The sequence below is a fragment of the Vibrio sp. genome, assembly GCF_038138445.1.
Taxonomy (GTDB): domain Bacteria; phylum Pseudomonadota; class Gammaproteobacteria; order Enterobacterales; family Vibrionaceae; genus Vibrio.
On record NZ_JAYQDQ010000009.1, the window covers coordinates 41,271 to 62,244 of the forward strand.

The following is a 20,974-nucleotide window of genomic DNA, read 5'->3' on the forward strand; positions in this document are numbered from 1 at the left end:
TCTATCTAAGATGGTCACTTAGATGAGTATTTTCAAGCTTAAGGAGTAAAGGTTACTACTCCGAGCTCATCTTCGCGCTTTGTTTTCGCCATCATTTGAGTGGGAGAAATCACGGTTCTAAGGTCCATGTCTTTCTCTGTACGGACAATTTCGCCACGCAGTGAATTAGCAAATACATCAGTGATCTTGACGTCAACAAACTGACCGATAAGCTCAGCATTCCCTTCAAAATTTACCACACGATTGTTCTCTGTGCGTGCACGAAGTTCCATGAGGTTCTTTTTAGAAGGCCCTTCAACGAGTACTCGCTGCTCTGTACCAAGCATTAAGCGAGAATAACGCATTGCTTGGGCATTGATCGTTTGCTGCAGTTCGTATAGACGATCTTTTTTCGTTTGTTCTGATAGATCACATGGATAATCAGCTGCAGGCGTTCCGGGGCGAGGGGAGAAAATGAAGCTAAAACTCATGTCAAAGTCAACGTCTTTGATTAGTTTCATTGTTGCTTGGTGATCCATATCTGACTCGCCAGGGAAACCAACGATGAAGTCAGAACTTATTTGAATATCAGGCCGTGCTTTGCGCAACTTACGTATAATAGACTTGTATTCAATGCCTGTGTGTGGGCGCTTCATCATGGTCAAGATGCGATCACTACCACTTTGTACCGGAAGGTGTAAGAAACTAACCAATTCAGGTGTGTCTTCGTAAACAGCGATAATATCGTCTGTAAATTCAAGAGGATGGCTTGTCGTGAATCGAATTCGGTCAATACCATCGATCGATGCTACAAGGCGGAGGAGTTCTGCGAAAGAACATACATCTCCTTCGTGCGTTAAACCACGGTAGGCGTTCACATTTTGACCCAGTAGGTTGACTTCTCTTACGCCTTGGTCGGCTAGTTGTGCAATTTCAAACAGTACATCATCAAGTGGACGGCTGACTTCCTCTCCCCGAGTGTAAGGAACAACACAGTATGTACAGTATTTAGAGCACCCTTCCATAATGGAAACAAATGCGGTTGCACCTTCAGCACGAGGCTCTGGCAGGCGATCAAACTTTTCAATTTCTGGGAATGAGATATCCATAACTGGAGTATCATCATTTTGAGACTGTTTGATCATTTCAGGCAGTCGATGCAAGGTTTGGGGACCGAAGATAACATCAACAAAGGGAGCTCGCTCACGAATATGGTCACCTTCTTGAGTGGCGACGCATCCACCAACCCCAATCACAACACCTTGCTTTTTATCCTTGAGAGTTTTCCAGCGACCTAATTGGTGGAAGACTTTCTCTTGCGCTTTTTCACGGATAGAGCAGGTATTGAGGAGTAATACATCTGCTTCTTCTGGTTCTTCTGTCAGCTCATAACCGTTCGTTGCATTCAGTAGATCGGCCATTTTTGATGAATCATATTCATTCATCTGGCAGCCCCAGGTTTTAATTAGCAGTTTTTTACTCATGTTGTTCGCTCGATCGTTAGTTTAAATTAAGGGAGCAAATCGCCCAGTGTAGAACAGTGTTGCCATTGTATTTTGTTGGCTATATTTTAGCCTATGCTATGGCATTAAGCCGCGTATTGTACTGGTTTAGAAACCTACTGACTAGAGGCATGACTAAAATCGTTTAATGGCTATGTTTTACAAGGAGTTTGACCCTATCAGGGCTAAGGTTTTCGGTTACATTTTGATGATGAAAAAAGTACAATGAGAGACTCTAACAATAAAAGTGTAAATTATGACCAAGTTTGATGTTGCCGTTGTTGGTGGTGGAATGGTTGGTGCAGCTGTCGCTATTGGCTTTGCCAAGCAAGGTAGAAGTGTTGTGGTGATCGAAGGGAATGCTCCTAAACCCTTTTCATCAGAGCAGCCAATGGATATCAGGGTTTCGGCTATCTCTCAGCACTCGGTATCTATTCTCGATAAACTTGGAGCATGGCAAGGCATTTCAGACAAACGAATCTGCCCTTATCGCCGCTTAGAAACTTGGGAAAACCCGCAGTGCCGAACTCGATTCTATTCTGACTTACTCGGAATGGACCAGCTTGGTTATATTGTTGAAAATCGAATTATTCAACTTGCACTGTGGGAGCAATTTTCGCGTTACCCTAATATCACACTTCATTGCCCTGATAAGTTAGCTGAGATCGATTTTAATCAGCCTAGTACCCTCACTTTAGAATCTGGAGCAACCTTAAACGTTGATCTAGTGGTTGGTGCTGATGGGGCAAATTCACGTGTACGTTCGTTAGCTAGCATTGGCGTTACCGCATGGGATTACCGTCAGCACTGTATGCTTATCAATGTTGAAACCCAAAAGCCTCAACAAGATATTACTTGGCAGCAGTTTACTCCGTCCGGTCCTCGCTCTTTCTTGCCTTTATGCGGCAACCAAGGCTCTTTAGTATGGTATGACTCCCCCAAGCGTATTAAGCAGTTGTGCTCCATGACCAATGAGCAGTTACGGCAAGAGGTATTAGCTTATTTCCCAGCAGAGTTAGGCGATATTAAAGTATTACAATTTGGTTCGTTTCCGCTAACTAGGAGCCATGCTCAGACCTATTCAATATCCGGGTGCGTGTTAGTTGGCGATTCCGCACATACGATCAACCCTTTGGCAGGACAAGGAGTGAACATTGGTTTTAAAGATGTTGAAGCTTTGCTGGAGGTCACTTGTGGTCAGGACTTACTTTCACATCAGGCTCTGAAGCTTTATGAGCGAAAACGACGCCCAGATAATCTAGTTATGCAGTCAGGTATGGATATTTTCTACAAGACATTTAGTAATGACTTAGCGTTAGTAAAACTAGCGAGAAATGCGGCATTGAAAATAGCCGATAATGCGGGGCCGATTAAAAAACAAGTTTTGCGATATGCGTTAGGACTAAATTGAAAGTGGTCAGATATAAAAAACGCAGCAAAATTGCTGCGTTTATATAATTTAATAAGCTCAGTTATTTAGTAACGCGTAGAACAGGCGTTTCACCTACTGAAACTGTACCAGACAGTTTGCTCAGCTCTTTAATTTCATCCATGTTCGAGATAACAACAGGCGTCAATGTTGACTTGGCTTTTTCTTCAAGAAGAGCAAGATCAAACTCAATGATAGTGTCGCCAGCTTTTACGGTTTGACCTTCTTCAGCGATACGTTTGAATCCTTCACCTTTTAGCTCAACAGTATCAATACCGAAGTGAACGAAAAGCTCAACACCTTCGTCTGACTCAATTGAGAAAGCGTGGTTAGTTTCGAAAATTTTACCAATAGTACCGTTAACAGGAGCTACCATTTGTGTACCAGCAGGTTTGATAGCAATACCGTCCCCGACGATTTTTTCAGCGAAAACAACATCTGGTACATCTTCAATGTTTACAATTTCACCAGATAGAGGCGCAATGATTTCAATTGCATCTGCGTCAGCGCTGTCGTCAGATACTAGCTTCTTAAGTTTGTCAAACAGACCCATTGTGTCATGCTCCTAAGGTTTTTTGTTCAATTCTGTCGAATTATAGTATACCAATCTCGCCAGATAGACGACTATTTTTAGTCGACTATCGTATTGGTATCAGTTAATTATTACGACTTATCTGCAATAAATTTTTCTACAGCCGCTTCAATTTCGGCTACAGTTGGTAGAGAAAGCGCTTTTTCAGCCATCTCTTTTACTTCGCTAAAGTTTGAGTTACGTATTACTTTTTTCACTTTAGGGATAGAGATACCACTCATTGAAAATTCATCCAGTCCCATACCAAGAAGAAGTAGAGTCGCGCGTTCATCACCAGCAAGTTCACCACACATACCTGTCCATTTTCCTTCTGCATGTGACGCATCAATAACCTGTTTGATCACATTTAATACTGCAGGGGACAATGGGTTGTACAAGTGAGAAATCATTTCGTTACCACGATCAACGGCCAATGTGTATTGGGTTAGGTCGTTGGTGCCGATAGAGAAGAAAGCCACTTCTTTTGCTAAGTGGTGAGCAATAGCGGCTGCAGCTGGTGTTTCAACCATTACGCCTATTTCAATGTTTTCGTCGAAAGCATGTCCTTCAGTGCGCAGCTCAGCCTTGTATTCTTCGATCGCTTTTTTAAGCTCACGTATTTCTTCTACAGAGATGATCATAGGGAACATGATACGCAGTTTACCGTGCGCAGAAGCGCGCAGAATACCACGTAATTGGTCACGTAGAATTTCACGGCGATCCAAGCTAATACGTACCGCACGCCAGCCAAGGAAAGGGTTCATTTCTTGCGGTAGGTCCATATAAGGCAGGTCTTTGTCACCACCTATGTCCATAGTGCGAATGATGACCGCTTCACCCTTCATCGCTTCAGCAACTTCTTTGTACGCTTGATATTGCTCTTCTTCAGTTGGAAGTGCATCACGATCCATAAATAAGAATTCGGTACGGTAAAGGCCTACACCTTCTCCGCCGTTGCGCAAAACACCGTCACAGTCCTTAACTGTACCTATGTTGCCGCAAACTTCCACACGATGGCCATCTACGGTCTCTGCGTGCAGATCTTTAAGCTTGGCGAGCTCTTCTTTTTCAGCAATAAATGCGGCTTTTACAGCTTTTGCTTCTTCAAGCTCTTTATCTGATGGGTTGATAATGACTTTGTTATTCATCGCATCAAGGATAAGAGTATCGCCGTTTTGAACTTGCTTAGTGATATCATTGGTACCCACGATTGCTGGCAACTCAAGAGAGCGTGCCATGATAGAGGTGTGTGAAGTACGTCCGCCAATATCACAAGCGAAGCCTAGAACGTAATCTAAGTTTATTTGCGCTGTTTCTGAAGGGGTAAGATCGTAAGCAACCAAGATAACTTCTTGGTCTATGTTGCTTAATGATACGATGTTGATACCAAGTGCATTTTTTACAAAACGAGAGCCAATATCGCGAATATCGGTTGCACGCTCTTTTAAATACTCATCATCGAGCGATTCAAGTGCTGTGGCTTGTTCTTCGATAACAGTATGAATGGCGTTATCAGCGTGCATCTTATCTTTTTTGATGAGAGTAAGGATTTCCTCTTCTAGCTCTTCATCTTCAAGAAGCATAATATGACCTTCAAAGATCGCTTCTTTTTCTTCACCAAATGTTTCCAGTGCTTTTTGCTTAATAGTCTCAAGCTGAGCTGTCGACTTGTCACGAGCTTCAAAGAAACGAGCAACCTCAGTTTCGACTTGCGCATCAGTAATAGAGTTGGTGTTTAGGACAATTTCATCTTCTTGGAGGAGTAATGCTTTACCAATAGCAATACCGGGAGATGCTAGGATGCCTGAAATCATAGCCTTACCTTAAATTGGTCAACTTAAAAACGGGAGAAAATGGGTGTGCTAACGATAATTTTTAGCTTATGTTTGGGTTTATTTCCAACAAAGCCATTTCGTTTTCACAAAATGGCTTCAGAAATGCGAGACCGGATTAGTGCAGTTGGTCCATCAGAGCAGCTAGGTGGTCAACAGCTTCTTGAGCTTGAGGGCCTTCTGCTGAGATAGTTACTTGAGTTCCTTTGACTAGACCTAATGTTTGTAGTTTAAACAGGCTCTTGGCACTTGCACTTTTACCGTTAGAAGTCACTGTAATATCCGCATCAAAGCCTTTTGCTTCTTTTACGAATTGTGCAGCCGGGCGAGTGTGAAGGCCGTTTTCTGCAGTGATTTCTACTTGCTTCTCGTACATGTTATATACCCCAAATTGATTTATATTTTGATAGATTCTTAATCAGGTCCAGCTTAACCTTTAAATGAACGTTGTGACAAACATACAATATTCATTTAGTGTCATACTTTGACCTGATTGCAAATTTTTCAGATATGATTCCGATCTATGCCGAATATCATAACCGATGCTAATTCTGGCTTCTCTTTTATTTTGAAGCTTAAAATAAAACTGCCCCGATATTACCAAAGGTGAGTCAGGGATCAACAAAAAAGCCCCTCAAAGGGGCTTTTTTCGAAGAAAAATTGATTTCATCACATATTATTGATGATTCTCTTTCTCCGTAAAGATTCCAGCAAATAGAGCCGTGCTTAAGTAACGTTCACCTGAGCTTGGTAGGACGGTAACTATGGTTTTTCCCTTAAATTCAGGCAGTTCTGCTAATCTATTAGCTGCAACCACAGCGGCACCTGATGAAATGCCAGCCAAAATACCTTCTTCTTCCATTAGACGTCTAGCCATATCAATCGCATCGTCTGATGTAACAGGCTCTACACTGTCAATAAGCTCTAAATCAAGGTTGCCAGGGATAAATCCAGCGCCGATGCCTTGAATTTTGTGCGGAGCAGGCTGAATTTCTTCACCGGCAAGCGCCTGAGCAATGACAGGAGACTCAGCAGGCTCTACAGCAACTGAAACAATGTTCTTACCTTTTTCACCTTTGATATATCGGCTTGTTCCTGTAATTGTGCCGCCTGTACCTACGCCAGCAACAAAGACGTCGATTTCTCCATCTGTCGCGTCCCAGATTTCAGGTCCAGTTGTCTTTTCATGTATTTCTGGGTTAGCTGGATTACTGAATTGCTGGAGTAACAAATATTTTTCTGGATCAGCAGCGACAATTTCTTCTGCTTTTGCGATCGCGCCTTTCATGCCCTTAGCTGCTTCTGTTAGCTCAAGGTTAGCACCTAAGGCTTTGAGCAACTTGCGACGTTCAAGACTCATGGACTCAGGCATGGTTAGGGTTAGTTTGTAGCCTCGAGCAGCAGCAACGAATGCCAGTGCAATACCCGTATTACCACTGGTCGGTTCGACAAGCTCTATACCTGGTTTTAATTTCCCTTCTTTTTCTGCTTCCCAAATCATATTGGCGCCAATACGGCATTTAACACTAAAGCTAGGGTTTCGAGCTTCTATTTTGGCTAGAACCTTACCGTTACTCACTTTATTGAGTCGGACCAGAGGTGTATTCCCTATGGTAAGAGAGTTATCTTCGTAGATTTTGCTCATAGCTTGATCCTTGGATTGTTGTGCGCCTATGGTCTGTCATAGTTTGCAGACCTTGGACGATAGGTATGGGCCTTGATAAACCCCGCATGGGTAGAAGAGTAGGCCAGCGGTAAAATCTAGAGAAGGATTAAAAAGTTATAAGTTATTAGAATGAGAGCAAGAGCATGTTATTGAAATCGCATAGATGCCCTTTAGAACTAAATGAGACGGAAAAGGTCAACACATTACTTACCACAGCCGGTTTTGGTTGACCTTTTAATTACTTATCAGCGTATTAGAAGCTGATTTTTCATCTATCTATCGTTTGAATTCTGAGACCCAAATGGCGGTTGCACCGCATACGGCAACAGGCATAACAATGAGGTTTAGAATTGGGATAGTTGTAAAGATGGAGACTAGACCGCCAAAGCTATATGCCTTGGTTTGTTTTTGTTTTAAATCATTACGCATATCGTTAAAAGCGATTTTGTGGTTATCAAATGGGTAATCGCAATACTGAATCGCGAGCATCCAGGCTGAAAAGGCAAACCAAAGAATGGGGCCTACCGTTTGCCCTAGCCCAGGAATGAGTAGCAAGATAAAAAGACCAATCGCTTTTGGTAACACATAGATAAGCTTTCGCCACTCCCTTGCCATAATTCTCGGCGTATCTTTTATGACGGCAAGCATATTGTCATCGTTGACTTTCTTTCCTGTTAAGTGTTCTTCTACTTTTTCTGCCAATAATCCGTTAAAAGGAGCAGCGACAAAATTGGCTAATGTGCTAAAAAAATAGGAAAAAGTGGCGAGAATGGTCAAGACTAATAGTGGCCAAAGTATGTAAGTTAACCAAGAAAGAAAGCTCGGTAGTTGTCCTATCAATTGTTCTATCCAAGTATCTAAATGGGAGAAAAGGTAGAACAGGGCTCCCCCGACTAGCAGAATATTTGCCATTAAGGGAAGAATGACAAATTGGCGGATCCCCGGAGTAATGGCGAGCTCTAAGCCATAAAAAAAGTAACCGAAGCCGGAACGATGTCGTGTGATTGAATTCATAAGCCTTAACTGAGTGATGAGGTAAAATTGAACGCTTTTTATCTTAACAAAGAAAAAAGCGTGGTCAAAATCACAACATTGTATGAACTTCTCACATTAAGCTGGTCTAAAACAGGTGAGAGTTTTGGTAAAGTTGTATTAAGAGAAGGTTTAACAAGGTTCGATAAGTTTGTTTACGGACTCAACGTATCGATTAAATTTGAGAGTGGAACATGCAGGAATTGCGATTTGTACTCATAATCGTCGGAGCGATAGCGATTGCCGCGCTATTGTTTCACGGCTTATGGACAAGCAAGAAAGAAGTTAAAGCTAAGTTTGGCAGCACGCCACTTCGTAAGTTAGATGTAAACAAAGCGGTTGAGCCAAACATAGAGTCTGAGCAAGCGGTTGCGCCGGAAGAAGATTTTGAAATTATTCGCAAGGTACGAAAAGAACCTGATTTTGTGCAAGATAGTATTGTCGCTGATCCACTGATTGACGGTTACCGTGAAACAGAAGCTGAGCAATCTTTTTCTGTAAATCCTGAAGTGAATGTTTCTGATATCGATGACCCTTTGATGTCCGGCTCGTCGCTGCAAGAAAACGATTCTTTTCATACCAATACTCAGACTTCGCCAAGTATTAATGACGCTGAGAATATGGCAAGCTCGAAAGTAGAGCAGCCAGCCCCACAGCAGGATATGGAAGTTATTGTGCTTAATGTCCACTGCGCTGGAGCTGAGCCGCTCATAGGGACTAAGTTGTTTGATAGCATGCAGCAAAACGGCTTGCTATACGGTGAAATGGATATTTTCCATCGCCACTCTGATCTCTCCGGCACAGGAAAAGTGTTGTTTAGTGTTGCAAATATGATGCAACCAGGTACGCTTGCCCACTCAGATCCGGCTGAGTTTAATACCAAGGGGATTTCATTTTTTATGACCCTACCTTGTTATGGTGATCCAGAGCAAAACTTTAAGTTGATGCTCAAAACCGCTCAACAAATTGCCGATGATCTTGGAGCGAATGTACTCGATGATGGTCGTAATTTAATGACACCGAATCGCTTGGATGCGTATCGAGCTCAGATTCAGGAATTTAAAACTTTACAAAGTGCCTAAAGAATAGAATATTTCGTTAAAGGCTCCGAATGTCGGAGCCTTTCTTTTTCGTGTTATGGTTATATTTCCAAACAATGTGACCTTATACACCCTAAACCAAGTCTATTTTTAATCCGTCGGGCATGAATGGCCTAGCTATCAATTTTTAAAACAGAGTGAATTATGCCTCTAGATACTCAAGAAAAGCTCAATCAATTGCGTGAAACCATACATTACCATGGTGTGAAGTACTACGTTGAAGACAGCCCCGAAATTCCAGATTCAGAATATGATCGCCTAATGCGCGAATTGTTAGAGCTTGAGGCTAAGCATCCACATCTTGTCAGTCTAGATTCCCCTAGCCAGAGGGTTGGAGGGCAGCCACTTGATGGATTTCAATCGGTAAAACATGAGATAGCGATGTTGTCTCTCGATAATGCATTTGACGATGGCGAGCTTGATGCTTTTTATAAACGTATGTTAGACCGCCTCTCCGTAGCGCAACTGGCGCACTTCTGCTGTGAACCTAAATTAGATGGCTTAGCTGTGAGCCTCTTGTATGAAGATGGTATTTTGGTCCAAGCCGCGACTCGTGGAGATGGGACGACAGGAGAAAACATTACAGAAAATGTTCGCACTATTAAATCTATCCCTCTGAAGCTAAATGGTGATGATTGGCCACAACGTATTGAAGTTAGAGGCGAAGTGTTTATGCCAAAGCTTGGCTTTGAGCAACTTAATCAAAACGCCCTTAAAAAAGGGGACAAAGTATTTGTGAATCCACGTAATGCGGCAGCAGGAAGCTTGCGTCAGCTTGACTCTCGTATAACAGCAACGCGCCCTTTGAGCTTTTATGCCTACAGCGTGGGTGTGGTAGAAGGTGGTGTATTATCACAAAGTCATTACCAGCGTTTTGTGCAGCTCAAAGGTTGGGGGCTACCAATGTGCCCAGAGACCCGTCAAGTATCGACTCTTTCAGAAGTTAAAGCTTATTATCAGGATATTTTGACGCGCAGAGATGAATTGGCCTATGAAATAGATGGGGTTGTTATCAAGGTTGATGATACTGCTTTGCAGGAGCAACTGGGTTTTGTTGCCAGAGCACCTCGCTGGGCTATTGCTTATAAATTTCCTGCCCAAGAGGAAGTGACGGTTCTTAATGATGTTGAATTTCAGGTAGGTCGAACTGGCGCCATTACCCCAGTGGCTAAGTTAGAGCCTGTGTTTGTTGGTGGTGTTACCGTTAGTAACGCAACTTTGCATAATGCCGATGAAATTGCCCGTCTAAAGGTTAAAATTGGAGATAGCGTTATTGTTCGCCGTGCTGGTGACGTGATCCCACAAATAGTGTCCTATATCCAAGATCGCCGCCCTGCGGATGCAAAAGAAATTGTCTTCCCTAGTCAATGTCCCGTTTGTCATTCTCAAATTGAGCGTCTTGAAGGTGAAGCCGTAGCAAGATGTTCCGGTGGTTTATTCTGTCAAGCACAAAGAAAAGAAGCACTAAAACACTTTGTATCGCGCAAGGCGCTCGATGTGGATGGATTGGGAGAAAAGGTAATAGAGCAGCTTGTTGATCGAGAAATGGTGGAGACGCCTGCAGATCTATTTAAATTGTCTGCTGGTGTGATTACTGTTTTAGATAGAATGGGGCCTAAGTCTGCACAAAATGTGGTTGATGCTTTGAACAAGGCGAAATCAACCACACTGGCTCGTTTCCTATATTCTCTTGGTATCCGTGAAGTGGGTGAAGCAACAGCAGCAAACCTCGCCCAGCACTTTAAAACTCTCGATAAAGTAAAAGCGGCAACCTATGAGCAATTGATAGAAGTGTCTGACATCGGTGATATTGTGGCTAATCATATCATGGCTTTCTTTGCTCAAGAGAAGAATCAACAGGTGATAGATGACCTGTGCGTTCAAGGCGTGACTTGGCCTGATGTCGAAGAAGCCAAACCGGATACCCCTCAACCTCTTATGGGCAAAACGGTTGTGTTAACAGGATCCTTGTCTCAGCTATCGCGTAATGATGCTAAGGCAGCCTTACAAAATCTTGGCGCTAAAGTGACGGGAAGTGTGAGCAAGAAAACTGACATTCTCTTTGCTGGAGAAAACGCGGGCTCAAAACTGGCGAAAGCACAGGAATTAGGCGTTGAGATAAAAACAGAGCAAGATCTTGTCGATTTAATATAGATAAATGTAGTTAGTGTGCCTTTCTTGACGACTTTTCCGGGTATGACACAGGTACGCCCAAGCTTTTATCTATATAGATATTAACTATTTGGGATATATATCTCAAAACTGACACAATTTCTATTTACAACCATCTCATAATAGGTGGTTTTTTTTTGATGAAAATTATTGATGCTTTTATTTTTTGTGCGGACAAAAATAATGCAGTGATCAAAATCTAATTACTAAAAAAGTCGCTAAAATTATGGTTTTTATGAGATCTTAATCCCAATCAATAAATCACGTTTTATTTTTAAAATTTTGTTTTTAAAGGGTAAAAATTTATTCTGATATTTTTATATTAAATATTTGAATAAAGTCACTCTATAGATAAAAATTTGTAGCTGGTCATATTTCTCTATTTAAAGGCCAAGTTCTAATTGATATTTTTCGTTGCGAAGTTAGTCTTGATCGTGGATACACTGAATTCATATATCAGTGATAAGTAAAAAGTGAGTTATTTTTTTGCTTTTTAAACATAAGGAAACAGTCCTCCCTTCGGCGGCCAACTTAAGGTGAGGACATAAAACAGCTATATCCACTTTTAGGAGCTTTCCATGGACAAATTGTTCAAATTATCATCCATTGCATTAGCAATTCTTGTTAGTGCTAGTCCTGCCATAGCATCATCAGAAAGTTCTGCGGGTGATCAATATGTTGAAGCCGTTGATGAGTTCATGCAAGACTCAGCACTCAATGCATTATTTGTGGTCGATACACGCTCGAGGACACGCACATCGGATAAGCCCGGCGGTTCAAATGGTGATCGTTGGAGCCGATTAAATTATTCAGCCTACAATGCGATATTGGACTTTTCTTCTGGCTATCATGAGGGATGGCTTGGTGCTGATTTGGCCGGGTATTACTCCGGTGACCTTTATAATGAGAGTTTGAAAGGGGATGACGGTTACCTCTGTAATGAAATATCGACGTGTTCCAACCTTGATTGGGGAGCGGGCGAAGGTGAGCAACTCAAGATCTACAAAGCGGCACTGAAATTTAAATCTGATGAAGATTTTAATGCTCGATTTGGTATGTTGCAATCTGGAGGTAATGGGACTGTTGGTAACGTGTGGAGTTTTGTTCCAGGTACTTATCGAGGCTTTGAACTAAATGGCAAAGTCGGTGAGTTTAATCTCAGCTATTTTGGTGCGGATCAATTTACCGCACCATGGCTACTTAGCGATGATGATTATGCTCCGGCACTCTGGTCTGATACCTCTTGGAGCTATCTTCACTCACTAGGCCTCAACGGACAACTCACTGAAAGTTTATACTTCCAGTTGGGGGTTGGTCAGGCAAAGGGGGTTATTTATGCTGATACCGTAGACTGGAGTGCGAAACAAGTAACAAGTTACACGGATAAAAATGATAACGAGTCCTATAAAGCCTATCTAAAGTACCAACATAGCGAGAACACAATCCTTGCCGCTGATTTTTATGGTGTCAATGACGATGTTAAATATGATGGCCTAGGCTATCACGCAGGACTCTCTTTACAGCAATCCTTTGGACAATTTTCCTGGATGTCTGAGCTGCGCTACACAGACACAGATAATCGAGCCGATTTTGTGCCACGTACTATCCATACTTATGGAATGACCAATGGAACCTGGTCTCAATATTGGGATGCGCTCTCCGATTGGAACAAAGCAGGAGAGATCGCTTGGTATAACCGCTTGTCATACGAACAAGGTAATGGCTGGAGTTATTATCTAGGTCTTGGCTATGGTACAGGAGCTGATTCTTCTGCCAGTGGGGCATCTGGTGATTGGGATTATGAAAGCGAATATGCAGTAAACGCAACGATTTCTTATTCGCTTCAGAGTGGGTCTCTGAAAGGTGCGACGATTCGCTTACATGGTACAGTTCTTGAGCGTGATGAATATTCAGGTGCGAAAGATGCCGATGAAACAGACTTGCGTTTCCAAGTTTTGATTCCTTATAACTTTATGTAATTGATTGAGGAGCAATTAAGCTCCTCCAACTCTATCTTCTTAAAGCGGTTTGCCGTTGAACATTTTGCAATATAAGGGGGGTAAAGATTGAACTTGGCCTTTCTTTAGCTCGCATTGTATTTCTACAGCTAATGTTCTGCCTCCTTGATTTCCACTGGCATGCAGATTAAATGAGATGATAGTTAAAACGGGCAGTAACAGAGTCAGTTTCGCTTTCATTCTTTTCCTCGCTCCATAGTCGAGTGTCAGGTGAATAAGGTTTTAACTTAACGGCTGATTTAGATAACCATGTAAATAAAGCTCGTTTAGTGAGTGTTACATGGGTTATGTAGTGATAAGTATGCAACTGAAGGGATGAATATCAAGGTAAATGACGTTTTTAGATAGAAAATTATCAATTTATAGTAGGGTAAATCTGGGAAGAGGCATTGCTATGCCTCTTCTGATATGGTTTGGTGTTTTGAAAATGAAATTATTGTGACAGGCAATAACTCTTTCTGGTTTAACTGAGACTTTTCTCTTCAATGGTTAAAATGATTCCATTGACTTGGGTCACTTCGACTAGAGTTCCAGCCGCTATGGGGTGGTCGGTTTGTGCAGACCAAGTGCTGTCACCAATTTTAATCCTGTGTCGTCCAGGAGCTATATCCTCTTCAATCACAACCGTTTGCCCTAGCATTTGTTTTTGCTTTTGATTCAATTCCCTATGTTCATCATCACACACATCTTGGTTAAATTGTTTTCGCCACCAGAGCCAAGACGTCACCAGTGAAAATACAGCAAAGGCTATCCATTGGAGTTGCCAACTCATTGGCAATAATGATAACAGCACCCCTATGAGCAAAGCGGATATCCCTAGCCACAGAAAATAGCCTGCAGTGCCAAAAAGCTCCATGGCTAGCAGAGCTAGCCCAAACGCTAGCCAATGCCAATGATTAATAGAATCAAGTAATTCGAGCAAGTGGACCTCTATTTATTTTGTTCAGGTTGTTTGAACATTTCTGCAATACCCGCAACCGAGCCCATAAGACCTGACGCTTCAAGCGGCAACATAATGATTTTTCCATTTTCGGCCTGACCAATACTACGCAGTGCGTCTGTATAGCCTTGAGCAATAAAGTAATTAACTGCCTGCATATCACCTTGCGCTATGGCATCTGATACCATAGTAGTCGCGCGTGCCTCTGCCTCAGCAGCACGCTCGCGCGCTTCTGCCTGCAATATTGCAGCTTGTTTGTCACCTTCGGCTTTGAGTATTTCGGATTGTTTTTGACCTTCAGCTCTGAGAATTTCTGCTTGGCGCACACCTTCTGCTTCTAATATTTCAGCACGTTTATTTCTCTCAGCTTTCATTTGTGCATTCATAGCGGCAGTGAGATCGGCTGGTGGCTGTACATCTTTTATTTCAATACGTGTGACTTTGACACCCCAAGGGTTAGTGGCCTCATCAACAATCGAGAGCAATTTGCTATTGATCATATCTCGCTGGCTGAGCATCTCATCTAATTCCATTGAGCCAAGCACGGTTCTTATATTTGTGAGGGTCAAGTTTCGAATGGCATGCTCAAGATCATTCACTTCATACGCTGCTTGAGCGGCATCTACCACTTGAACAAAGCAAACGGCATCGATAGTTACATTAGCGTTGTCTTTTGAAATGACTTCTTGAGCAGGGATATCCAGAACACGCTCCATCATATTAACTTTTTGTCCGACTCTATCGATGAATGGAATAATGATGTTTAAGCCTGGTTTGAGAGTGTGTGTATAGCGGCCAAATCGTTCGACAGTCCAATGGTTGCCTTGAGGGACAGTTTTTACCCCAGCAACTATGAATGCAATGACGACAACGAGCAGAATCCCTATAGTGACAAGAGAATCAATAATCATAGATAAACCCCATTTTATTCTTTATGCTGATTGTTGCTTAGATCGGTGTTGAATACAATGATATAAATGCAAGATAATTACATATTTCATACTCTGTCAGTATTGAGACAAGGCTGAGGCAGTAAAATTAAAGGTCAAAGATATAGAGCAGTTAAAGAGGCATAGAGTGTTTGAGAAGTAAGCTTGTAGATATTAAAACTAAAAATAAGAATAACTTATCAACTTATTTCAGGGTTTGCCTTTGGTAGTCTTTGCTTGTGAATAAATAATTTTTATTAGTAATGTGAGTGATAAAGAAGACATTTTGACAAAGAAAAAGCTGATACTTGGTCAGCTTTTTCTTATGTAACACTTAGTAAAGTAGTGAATATAGCTTGCGTCTATATTGAGATGCCAATGGGTTGGTTTGTCCCAGCGCGGCGAGAATATCCATAAAATGTTTCTTTATATCCCCATCAAGAGCATTTAAGTCATGACTCAAAAACTGCCACAAAGTTTCTAGCGCTTCTTGGTCTCGGTTAACTTGGTGGTAACTTAATGCTAGCTCAGCGGCGAGTTTTGCGTTGCTTGAATCAGTTTGAAACTGTTGTTCAAGTGATTGAATTTCAGGGCTGTTTGCCGATTGTTCATGGAGTTCAAGCTTGGCCACCAATCCTTTATAATGGTTATCTTGATATTCCAAAGGAATATTGTCTAACAAGGTTTTTGCTTGCTCAAAGCTTTGTGTTTCTAATAGACATTCTGCTATTGCTAACTTTACATCGCCTTTTTGTTTTAAGTCATCTGGTAGAGCTTGAAGTAAAGTGAGCGCTTGTCCGTATTCATTTGTTTGAATCAATTCCAATGCTTGTTTTACATTGAGTTCATCTTGGCTGGGTAAATGATTGGCCAACATAGCCTGAATAGCTTGTAATTCTTGTGGTCCACCTAGGCCATCGACAGGCTGACCATTTACAAATAATGCGATCGTAGGCAGAGCTTGAACTCCAAACTGACTAGCGATCATCTGTTCTTGCTCGCAGTTTAAAAGCGCTAAAGTAAAGGCTCCATTGTATTGCTGAGCTAGTTCCTGTAGTTGTGGAATTATCTGCGCACTTTCTTGGCTCATCGATGCCCAAAAGTGAATAAGTACGGGTGCTTGCATTGAGCTTTCAAGTACTTGACGAAAATTCTGCTCATTGAGTTCGACAATAAAAGGGGACTGCATTGGCGGGTTCCTTGCGACGATTAATATATCACAGACATATGGGCTGATTAGGTAAATATCAAGCTATTACTTTGGCAGCATAGGTTAACAAAGCAATACCGCTACATTGGCGGTATTGCTGTTGTTAAATACAAGCGGAGGTGTTTATAAAACGATAAACAAAGTTAGCGTAACACCCACACTTAGCCAATTTAATTGGTTTAATGTCATGTTATTATCCAAATGTGACGCTTTATAAAATGGTGAAGTCTATGACTTCATAGGCTACTTTATCGTTTTATTATTACGCTATGATGACAACCTTTAAGACGCTCGCCTCAAAGCACAATCTAGCGTGCGACTTGAAAGTAAACGTTTTAATATTGCAAATACTTTGGTCGGTGTTGTAATGCGATAGCGAATCTTGGGCTGTTTGGCTTCTAATGCATGAAGTAATGGTGCTACGCAGGACTCTGGTGATAGCACGAATGCATTAGTTGATGTGCTGTTTCCCAATGCTTTCAAGCGCTTTTCGTATTCTTTATGATGAACACTTTGATTAACATCGACCCATTTTATCAAGGCTTTATGCGCATTTTTTCTAAATTGAGTCTCGATGGGGCCTGGCTCTATTAAACTGACTTTAATGTTAGTGTCAGCGAGCTCCAAGCGCAGTGTATCTGTCCAGCCTTCTATGGCAAACTTAGATGCATTGTAAGCCCCTCGATAGGACATAGCAGCAAAGCCAAGTACAGAGCTGTTTTGAATTATGCGGCCATAGCCTTGTAAACGCATGATTGGCAGTACTTGTTTTACAAGGTGGTGCCAGCCGAAGAAATTGGTTTCAAATTGCTCTCTTAGAGCTTGAGTAGGAAGATCTTCCAAGGCACCTGCTTGTCCGTAGGCTCCATTGTTAAACAGTGCATCAAGTGCTCCCCCAGTTATTTCCAGCGTTTTTTTAACGGCGTGTTCAATACTATCGCTGCTATTTAAATCTAGCTGAATGCAAGTGAGCCCTTCACTTTGTAAACGTCTAACGTCATCGGGGGTTCGACATGATGCAATGACTTGGTAGCCGGCTTTGTGTAGTGCATGAGCACATGTGTATCCAATACCTGTGGAACAGCCTGTAATAAGAATAGATTTTGCCATTAAGTATTTGTATTGTTGAAATTTTAAACTAATAGCATACAAGATTAGTCTTGGTGTTGTAACAAATTTTTCATAGCAGGTTCAATACGTGAATAGCTGAAACGAAAGCCAAGTTCGGTGAGTTTTTTAGGCTTTGCTCTTAGACTGTCGAACAGAAGTTCAGCACTCTCGCCCATAGCGACACTTAGTACCCATTTAGGCGTGAATAATATATGTGGCCTTTTGAGCGATTTTGCCAAAGTTTGGCTGAATTGCCTATTGGTGACTGGGTGAGGCGCACATAAATTAAACTCTCCATGTGCATGCTCTGTTTCTATTAGATAAATAATGCCACGGACCATATCAAGAAGATGTATCCACGGAATAAACTGGTTGCCATTACCAATAGGTCCCCCCAAACCAAGTTTATAGGGTAGCATCATTTTTCCTAATGCCCCGCCTCCTAGTCCAAGAACGACACCTGTACGTAAAATACATACGCGGGTAGACTCGGAGCGAGCGCGATTAGCAATTTCTTCCCATTTGGTACATACAAGATGAGGAAAGCTTTGATTGTGAACGTGTAAGCCTTCGTCGAATGGGTGTTCTTGTTGATCTCCGTAATAGCCTACTGCTGAACCGCTAATAAAGACACTGGGTGGTGATGCACTGGCATGAATAAGATCAACAATTTTTTCGGTGATATGCCAACGGCTATTACATATTGTGTTCTTTTGTTTTTCACTCCAGCGTTTGTCTGCAATAGGTTCACCAGCTAGATTTACCACCACATTAAATTCGTTAAGATCGTTTAAACTGTCTAATTGAGAGATATAGGTAATATTACCCATATCGGCATGACTAACTTTTGCTTTTGCATCATTGGGAGAACGTGTAAGAAGCACAACTTCGTAGGTGGTGAAATGTTTTAGCAACTCTCTACCGATAAAGCCTGTGCCGCCAGTTAGCAGTACTTTCATTCAGATCTCCTATATCCTCCTACATGCTATTTTAATAGACAGAATTAAAACGGCAACTCTAGTAATTATAGCGAGTTAGCTACATTTAGGATCATCATTTATACAAAACAAGAACGAGAGATAGCAAAAATTTATATTTTACTTTCTTAGTTGTCTATCTCTCTATTTGGGTCAAACTTATATCAGAATCCCCTTGCCATACTTGGATGGCAGACATACTGATATGAGGTCTATATGCAGGCTGTGGCAGCACTTTTAAAAGCATTTTTGGGAAGCTTAAGAGATTTGTTGCCAATAGTGGCTGTCATTGCTTTTTTTCAACTTGCAGTATTGCAAGAGCCTTTACCTAATATGTTGTCAATACTGTTTGGTCTCGTCTTGGTCGTTATGGGGCTAACTTTTTTTATTTTTGGTTTAGAAATGGGGCTTTTTCCAATTGGTGAGTCCATGGCCCAAGCGTTTGCGCGTAAAGGGAGTGTCGCTTGGCTGATGTTATTTGCATTTTGTTTAGGCTTTGGAACGACAGTCGCAGAGCCGGCGTTAACAGCGGTCTCTGCAGAGGCCGCTCAAGTTGCGGCAGAAGGGGGCATGATCGCCGAAAGTGAGGCTGCAATGGATAAATATGCCAATGGCTTAAGGTATACCGTTGCTCTATCGGTGGGCGTGGCCATTATGCTGGGCGTATTGCGTATTCTTCGAGGTTGGTCGATTCAGTACATGATCATTGGGGGATACATAGGTGTTGTTGTTCTGACGATGTTTGCTCCCGAAAGTATCATTGGTGTTGCATACGACTCAGGAGGGGTTACTACATCTACGATTACAGTGCCTCTTGTTACCGCATTAGGAGTTGGTCTGGCATCAGCAATTAAGGGGCGCAACCCTATGTTAGACGGATTTGGTTTAATTGCTTTTGCTTCTTTATTACCCATGATGTTCGTTATGGTCTACGGAATGGTGGTCGCGTGATTGCTTGGTCTGAGTTTATTGGGACGTTTAATAATACAATTACAGATGTATTGCCGATAGCATCAATTATTTTTGGCTTTCAATTTGCAGTTTTGCGCCGTCCTGTAAGTAACTGGCCCAAGGTTGTTGCTGGATTTGGCTATGTCATTCTTGGCTTGTCCCTATTTCTAATCGGCCTTGAGCTTGCCTTGTTTCCTCTTGGGGAAACAATGGCAATGCAGTTGACTAAACCCTCATTTTTACAAGAAGCTGGCACTGCAGGAGAGGGCAATATCGGCTGGAAAGATTATTATTGGGTGTATTTGTTCGCTTTTTGCATTGGTTTTAGCACTACAATTGCGGAACCTTCTCTAATTGCGGTGGCGATAAAAGCTAACCAGGTTTCTGGGGGGGCCATCAGTGTCAATGGACTCCGTATCGCAGTAGCCTTGGGTGTTGCTTTTGGTATTTCATTAGGGAGTTATAGAATTGTGGTAGGAGACCCTATCCATTACTACATCATAGTCGGCTACATTATTGTCGTCATTCAGACATTTTATGCACCCAAACTTATAGTCCCGCTCGCTTATGACTCTGGAGGAGTGACAACTTCTACAGTAACCGTGCCTTTAGTGGCTGCTTTAGGGTTGGGCCTAGCTTCTACTGTACCAGGCCGTAACCCTATGATTGATGGTTTCGGACTTATCGCATTTGCGAGCCTGTTTCCCATCATCTCTGTTATGGGATATGCACAAATAACTCAGTGGCTTGGCAAACATTCATCACAGGAGGACAATGAAAATGCGCTTTAAATTGATACTCGCTTTTGTCGAAGATAGCAGAACAGATTCTGTGCTTGATGCAGCGAGAGAGGCTGGAGCTACAGGGGCGACTGTCATCAATCATGCCAGAGGGGAGGGTCTAAACAAGAAATCTACCTTTTTTGGTCTCACTTTAGAAGTGCAAAAAGACGTACTTCTTTTTGTCGTTGAAGAGCACCTTTCGAGGCATATTTTGGAAAAAATTAGTGAGGTGGGTGAGTTTGATCAAGAGTCTGGTCAGGGAATTGCGGTGCAAATTGATGTCGAAGATGCTGTTGGTGTTGCTCACCAGGTGGCAAAATTGTCGGAAGTAGTAGGGAACGAATTATGAGTGTCGGTGAGAAAATATGCGTACGTGATGTTATGGTCGGTAGCTACGTCATGATAGATGGTCTAACGACGGTGAGGGAAGGGATCCTGTTGGCAAGAAAACATCAAGTTAAAGCCTTAGTGGTTAACAAACGCAATGATGACGATGAATATGGACTTGTATTGATGAATGATATTGCCAAAAAAGTATTGGCAATGAATCGCTCACCTGATCGCGTCAATATATATGAAATTATGACTAAACCCGCATTGTCAGTAGCCCCTGATATGCAGGTAAAATATTGCGCTAGGCTATTTGAGCGGTTTGGTATCAGTCGCGCTCCCGTCATTGAAAACGGTCAAATCCTTGGTATGGTCAGCTATAACAATATTGTTCTCAATGGCATGGCGAGGGATGAATAGTGACTCATCCCTCGCTCACAGTGA

20 protein-coding genes are annotated in these 20,974 nt (G+C 42.1%); 8 read left to right on the forward strand and 12 right to left on the reverse strand.

Annotated elements, in window-relative coordinates:
• Window positions 1-38: 38 nt before the first annotated feature.
• Complete coding sequence (gene miaB / locus AAFM34_RS04695) at window positions 39-1,463, reverse strand: tRNA (N6-isopentenyl adenosine(37)-C2)-methylthiotransferase MiaB (protein WP_341660481.1); 1,425 nt, start codon at window positions 1,461-1,463, stop codon at window positions 39-41.
• A gap of 274 nt (window positions 1,464-1,737) precedes the next feature.
• On the opposite strand from miaB, the gene AAFM34_RS04700 reads away from it, so the two are divergent.
• The gene (locus AAFM34_RS04700; RefSeq protein WP_341660483.1) at window positions 1,738-2,892 is read left to right on the forward strand and encodes a 2-octaprenyl-3-methyl-6-methoxy-1,4-benzoquinol hydroxylase; all 1,155 of its coding nucleotides are present in this window, start codon (window positions 1,738-1,740) and stop codon (window positions 2,890-2,892) included.
• A gap of 61 nt (window positions 2,893-2,953) precedes the next feature.
• On the opposite strand, the gene crr is transcribed toward AAFM34_RS04700, so the two are convergent.
• The 5 genes from crr to cysZ all read right to left on the reverse strand — a co-directional run bounded on the left by crr (window position 2,954) and on the right by cysZ (window position 7,993).
• Window positions 2,954-3,463: a PTS glucose transporter subunit IIA gene (crr, locus tag AAFM34_RS04705; protein WP_341660485.1), complete on the reverse strand. Its 510-nt coding sequence runs from the start codon at window positions 3,461-3,463 to the stop codon at window positions 2,954-2,956.
• 110 nt (window positions 3,464-3,573) lie between these two features.
• On the reverse strand, window positions 3,574-5,295 hold the full coding sequence (gene ptsI, locus AAFM34_RS04710) for a phosphoenolpyruvate-protein phosphotransferase PtsI (RefSeq protein ID WP_341660487.1): 1,722 nt from the start codon (window positions 5,293-5,295) through the stop codon (window positions 3,574-3,576).
• Window positions 5,296-5,431: 136 nt separating this feature from the next.
• On the reverse strand, window positions 5,432-5,689 hold the full coding sequence (locus AAFM34_RS04715; protein WP_341660489.1) for an HPr family phosphocarrier protein: 258 nt from the start codon (window positions 5,687-5,689) through the stop codon (window positions 5,432-5,434).
• 300 nt (window positions 5,690-5,989) lie between these two features.
• Window positions 5,990-6,958: a cysteine synthase A gene (gene cysK / locus AAFM34_RS04720; protein ID WP_341660491.1), complete on the reverse strand. Its 969-nt coding sequence runs from the start codon at window positions 6,956-6,958 to the stop codon at window positions 5,990-5,992.
• A 297-nt stretch (window positions 6,959-7,255) separates the two neighbouring features.
• Window positions 7,256-7,993: a sulfate transporter CysZ gene (gene cysZ, locus AAFM34_RS04725; protein ID WP_341660493.1), complete on the reverse strand. Its 738-nt coding sequence runs from the start codon at window positions 7,991-7,993 to the stop codon at window positions 7,256-7,258.
• A 212-nt stretch (window positions 7,994-8,205) separates the two neighbouring features.
• Between cysZ and zipA the strand changes: the two genes are divergently transcribed.
• The 3 genes from zipA to AAFM34_RS04740 all read left to right on the forward strand — a co-directional run bounded on the left by zipA (window position 8,206) and on the right by AAFM34_RS04740 (window position 13,262).
• A complete protein-coding gene (zipA, locus tag AAFM34_RS04730) occupies window positions 8,206-9,093 on the forward strand; it encodes a cell division protein ZipA (protein ID WP_341660496.1) in 888 nt (295 codons plus the stop codon).
• A gap of 162 nt (window positions 9,094-9,255) precedes the next feature.
• On the forward strand, window positions 9,256-11,265 hold the full coding sequence (ligA, locus tag AAFM34_RS04735) for an NAD-dependent DNA ligase LigA (RefSeq protein WP_341660498.1): 2,010 nt from the start codon (window positions 9,256-9,258) through the stop codon (window positions 11,263-11,265).
• Between the two features lie 596 nt (window positions 11,266-11,861).
• On the forward strand, window positions 11,862-13,262 hold the full coding sequence (locus AAFM34_RS04740) for a porin (protein ID WP_341660500.1): 1,401 nt from the start codon (window positions 11,862-11,864) through the stop codon (window positions 13,260-13,262).
• 39 nt (window positions 13,263-13,301) lie between these two features.
• On the opposite strand, the gene AAFM34_RS04745 is transcribed toward AAFM34_RS04740, so the two are convergent.
• The 6 genes from AAFM34_RS04745 to AAFM34_RS04770 all read right to left on the reverse strand — a co-directional run bounded on the left by AAFM34_RS04745 (window position 13,302) and on the right by AAFM34_RS04770 (window position 18,449).
• Window positions 13,302-13,481 (reverse strand): hypothetical protein, encoded by a 180-nt coding sequence (locus AAFM34_RS04745; protein ID WP_341660502.1) that lies wholly within the window; start codon window positions 13,479-13,481, stop codon window positions 13,302-13,304.
• A 283-nt stretch (window positions 13,482-13,764) separates the two neighbouring features.
• Window positions 13,765-14,223 carry an NfeD family protein gene (locus tag AAFM34_RS04750; protein ID WP_341660504.1) on the reverse strand — a complete coding sequence of 153 codons (459 nt, stop codon included), beginning with the start codon at window positions 14,221-14,223 and terminating at the stop codon, window positions 13,765-13,767.
• An 8-nt stretch (window positions 14,224-14,231) separates the two neighbouring features.
• On the reverse strand, window positions 14,232-15,152 hold the full coding sequence (locus tag AAFM34_RS04755) for an SPFH domain-containing protein (protein WP_341660506.1): 921 nt from the start codon (window positions 15,150-15,152) through the stop codon (window positions 14,232-14,234).
• A 352-nt stretch (window positions 15,153-15,504) separates the two neighbouring features.
• Window positions 15,505-16,359, reverse strand: coding sequence for a co-chaperone YbbN (locus tag AAFM34_RS04760; RefSeq protein ID WP_341660508.1), 855 nt, complete (start codon window positions 16,357-16,359; stop codon window positions 15,505-15,507).
• 303 nt (window positions 16,360-16,662) lie between these two features.
• Complete coding sequence (locus AAFM34_RS04765; protein WP_341660511.1) at window positions 16,663-17,490, reverse strand: SDR family oxidoreductase; 828 nt, start codon at window positions 17,488-17,490, stop codon at window positions 16,663-16,665.
• A gap of 44 nt (window positions 17,491-17,534) precedes the next feature.
• Window positions 17,535-18,449 (reverse strand): TIGR01777 family oxidoreductase, encoded by a 915-nt coding sequence (locus AAFM34_RS04770; protein WP_341660513.1) that lies wholly within the window; start codon window positions 18,447-18,449, stop codon window positions 17,535-17,537.
• 234 nt (window positions 18,450-18,683) lie between these two features.
• On the opposite strand from AAFM34_RS04770, the gene AAFM34_RS04775 reads away from it, so the two are divergent.
• Genes AAFM34_RS04775 through AAFM34_RS04790 form a run of 4 tightly spaced genes read left to right on the forward strand, consistent with a single transcriptional unit; the run spans window position 18,684 to window position 20,950 of the window.
• Window positions 18,684-19,418 (forward strand): DUF1538 domain-containing protein, encoded by a 735-nt coding sequence (locus tag AAFM34_RS04775; RefSeq protein WP_341660515.1) that lies wholly within the window; start codon window positions 18,684-18,686, stop codon window positions 19,416-19,418.
• Window positions 19,415-20,209, forward strand: coding sequence for a DUF1538 domain-containing protein (locus AAFM34_RS04780; protein WP_341660517.1), 795 nt, complete (start codon window positions 19,415-19,417; stop codon window positions 20,207-20,209). Before AAFM34_RS04775 ends, AAFM34_RS04780 begins: the two co-directional genes overlap by 4 nt.
• Window positions 20,199-20,549, forward strand: coding sequence for a P-II family nitrogen regulator (locus AAFM34_RS04785; RefSeq protein ID WP_114786579.1), 351 nt, complete (start codon window positions 20,199-20,201; stop codon window positions 20,547-20,549). The genes AAFM34_RS04780 and AAFM34_RS04785 overlap by 11 nt, the downstream gene beginning before the upstream one ends.
• A complete protein-coding gene (locus tag AAFM34_RS04790) occupies window positions 20,546-20,950 on the forward strand; it encodes a CBS domain-containing protein (RefSeq protein WP_341660520.1) in 405 nt (134 codons plus the stop codon). Before AAFM34_RS04785 ends, AAFM34_RS04790 begins: the two co-directional genes overlap by 4 nt.
• Window positions 20,951-20,974 lie beyond the last annotated feature (24 nt).

Bases quoted from the DNA above. Each gene is read 5' to 3' on its own strand.
- AAFM34_RS04765 (WP_341660511.1), bottom strand. From the start codon at position 17,490: ATGGCAAAATCTATTCTTATTACAGGCTGTTCCACAGGTATTGGATAC.
- ligA (WP_341660498.1), top strand. From the start codon at position 9,256: ATGCCTCTAGATACTCAAGAAAAGCTCAATCAATTGCGTGAAACCATA.
- AAFM34_RS04755 (WP_341660506.1), bottom strand. From the start codon at position 15,152: ATGATTATTGATTCTCTTGTCACTATAGGGATTCTGCTCGTTGTCGTC.
- AAFM34_RS04790 (WP_341660520.1), top strand. From the start codon at position 20,546: ATGAGTGTCGGTGAGAAAATATGCGTACGTGATGTTATGGTCGGTAGC.
- AAFM34_RS04760 (WP_341660508.1), bottom strand. From the start codon at position 16,359: ATGCAGTCCCCTTTTATTGTCGAACTCAATGAGCAGAATTTTCGTCAA.
- AAFM34_RS04770 (WP_341660513.1), bottom strand. From the start codon at position 18,449: ATGAAAGTACTGCTAACTGGCGGCACAGGCTTTATCGGTAGAGAGTTG.
- AAFM34_RS04785 (WP_114786579.1), top strand. From the start codon at position 20,199: ATGCGCTTTAAATTGATACTCGCTTTTGTCGAAGATAGCAGAACAGAT.
- AAFM34_RS04700 (WP_341660483.1), top strand. From the start codon at position 1,738: ATGACCAAGTTTGATGTTGCCGTTGTTGGTGGTGGAATGGTTGGTGCA.
- cysZ (WP_341660493.1), bottom strand. From the start codon at position 7,993: ATGAATTCAATCACACGACATCGTTCCGGCTTCGGTTACTTTTTTTAT.
- AAFM34_RS04745 (WP_341660502.1), bottom strand. From the start codon at position 13,481: ATGAAAGCGAAACTGACTCTGTTACTGCCCGTTTTAACTATCATCTCA.
- AAFM34_RS04740 (WP_341660500.1), top strand. From the start codon at position 11,862: ATGGACAAATTGTTCAAATTATCATCCATTGCATTAGCAATTCTTGTT.
- AAFM34_RS04775 (WP_341660515.1), top strand. From the start codon at position 18,684: ATGCAGGCTGTGGCAGCACTTTTAAAAGCATTTTTGGGAAGCTTAAGA.
- zipA (WP_341660496.1), top strand. From the start codon at position 8,206: ATGCAGGAATTGCGATTTGTACTCATAATCGTCGGAGCGATAGCGATT.
- ptsI (WP_341660487.1), bottom strand. From the start codon at position 5,295: ATGATTTCAGGCATCCTAGCATCTCCCGGTATTGCTATTGGTAAAGCA.
- miaB (WP_341660481.1), bottom strand. From the start codon at position 1,463: ATGAGTAAAAAACTGCTAATTAAAACCTGGGGCTGCCAGATGAATGAA.
- cysK (WP_341660491.1), bottom strand. From the start codon at position 6,958: ATGAGCAAAATCTACGAAGATAACTCTCTTACCATAGGGAATACACCT.
- crr (WP_341660485.1), bottom strand. From the start codon at position 3,463: ATGGGTCTGTTTGACAAACTTAAGAAGCTAGTATCTGACGACAGCGCT.
- AAFM34_RS04715 (WP_341660489.1), bottom strand. From the start codon at position 5,689: ATGTACGAGAAGCAAGTAGAAATCACTGCAGAAAACGGCCTTCACACT.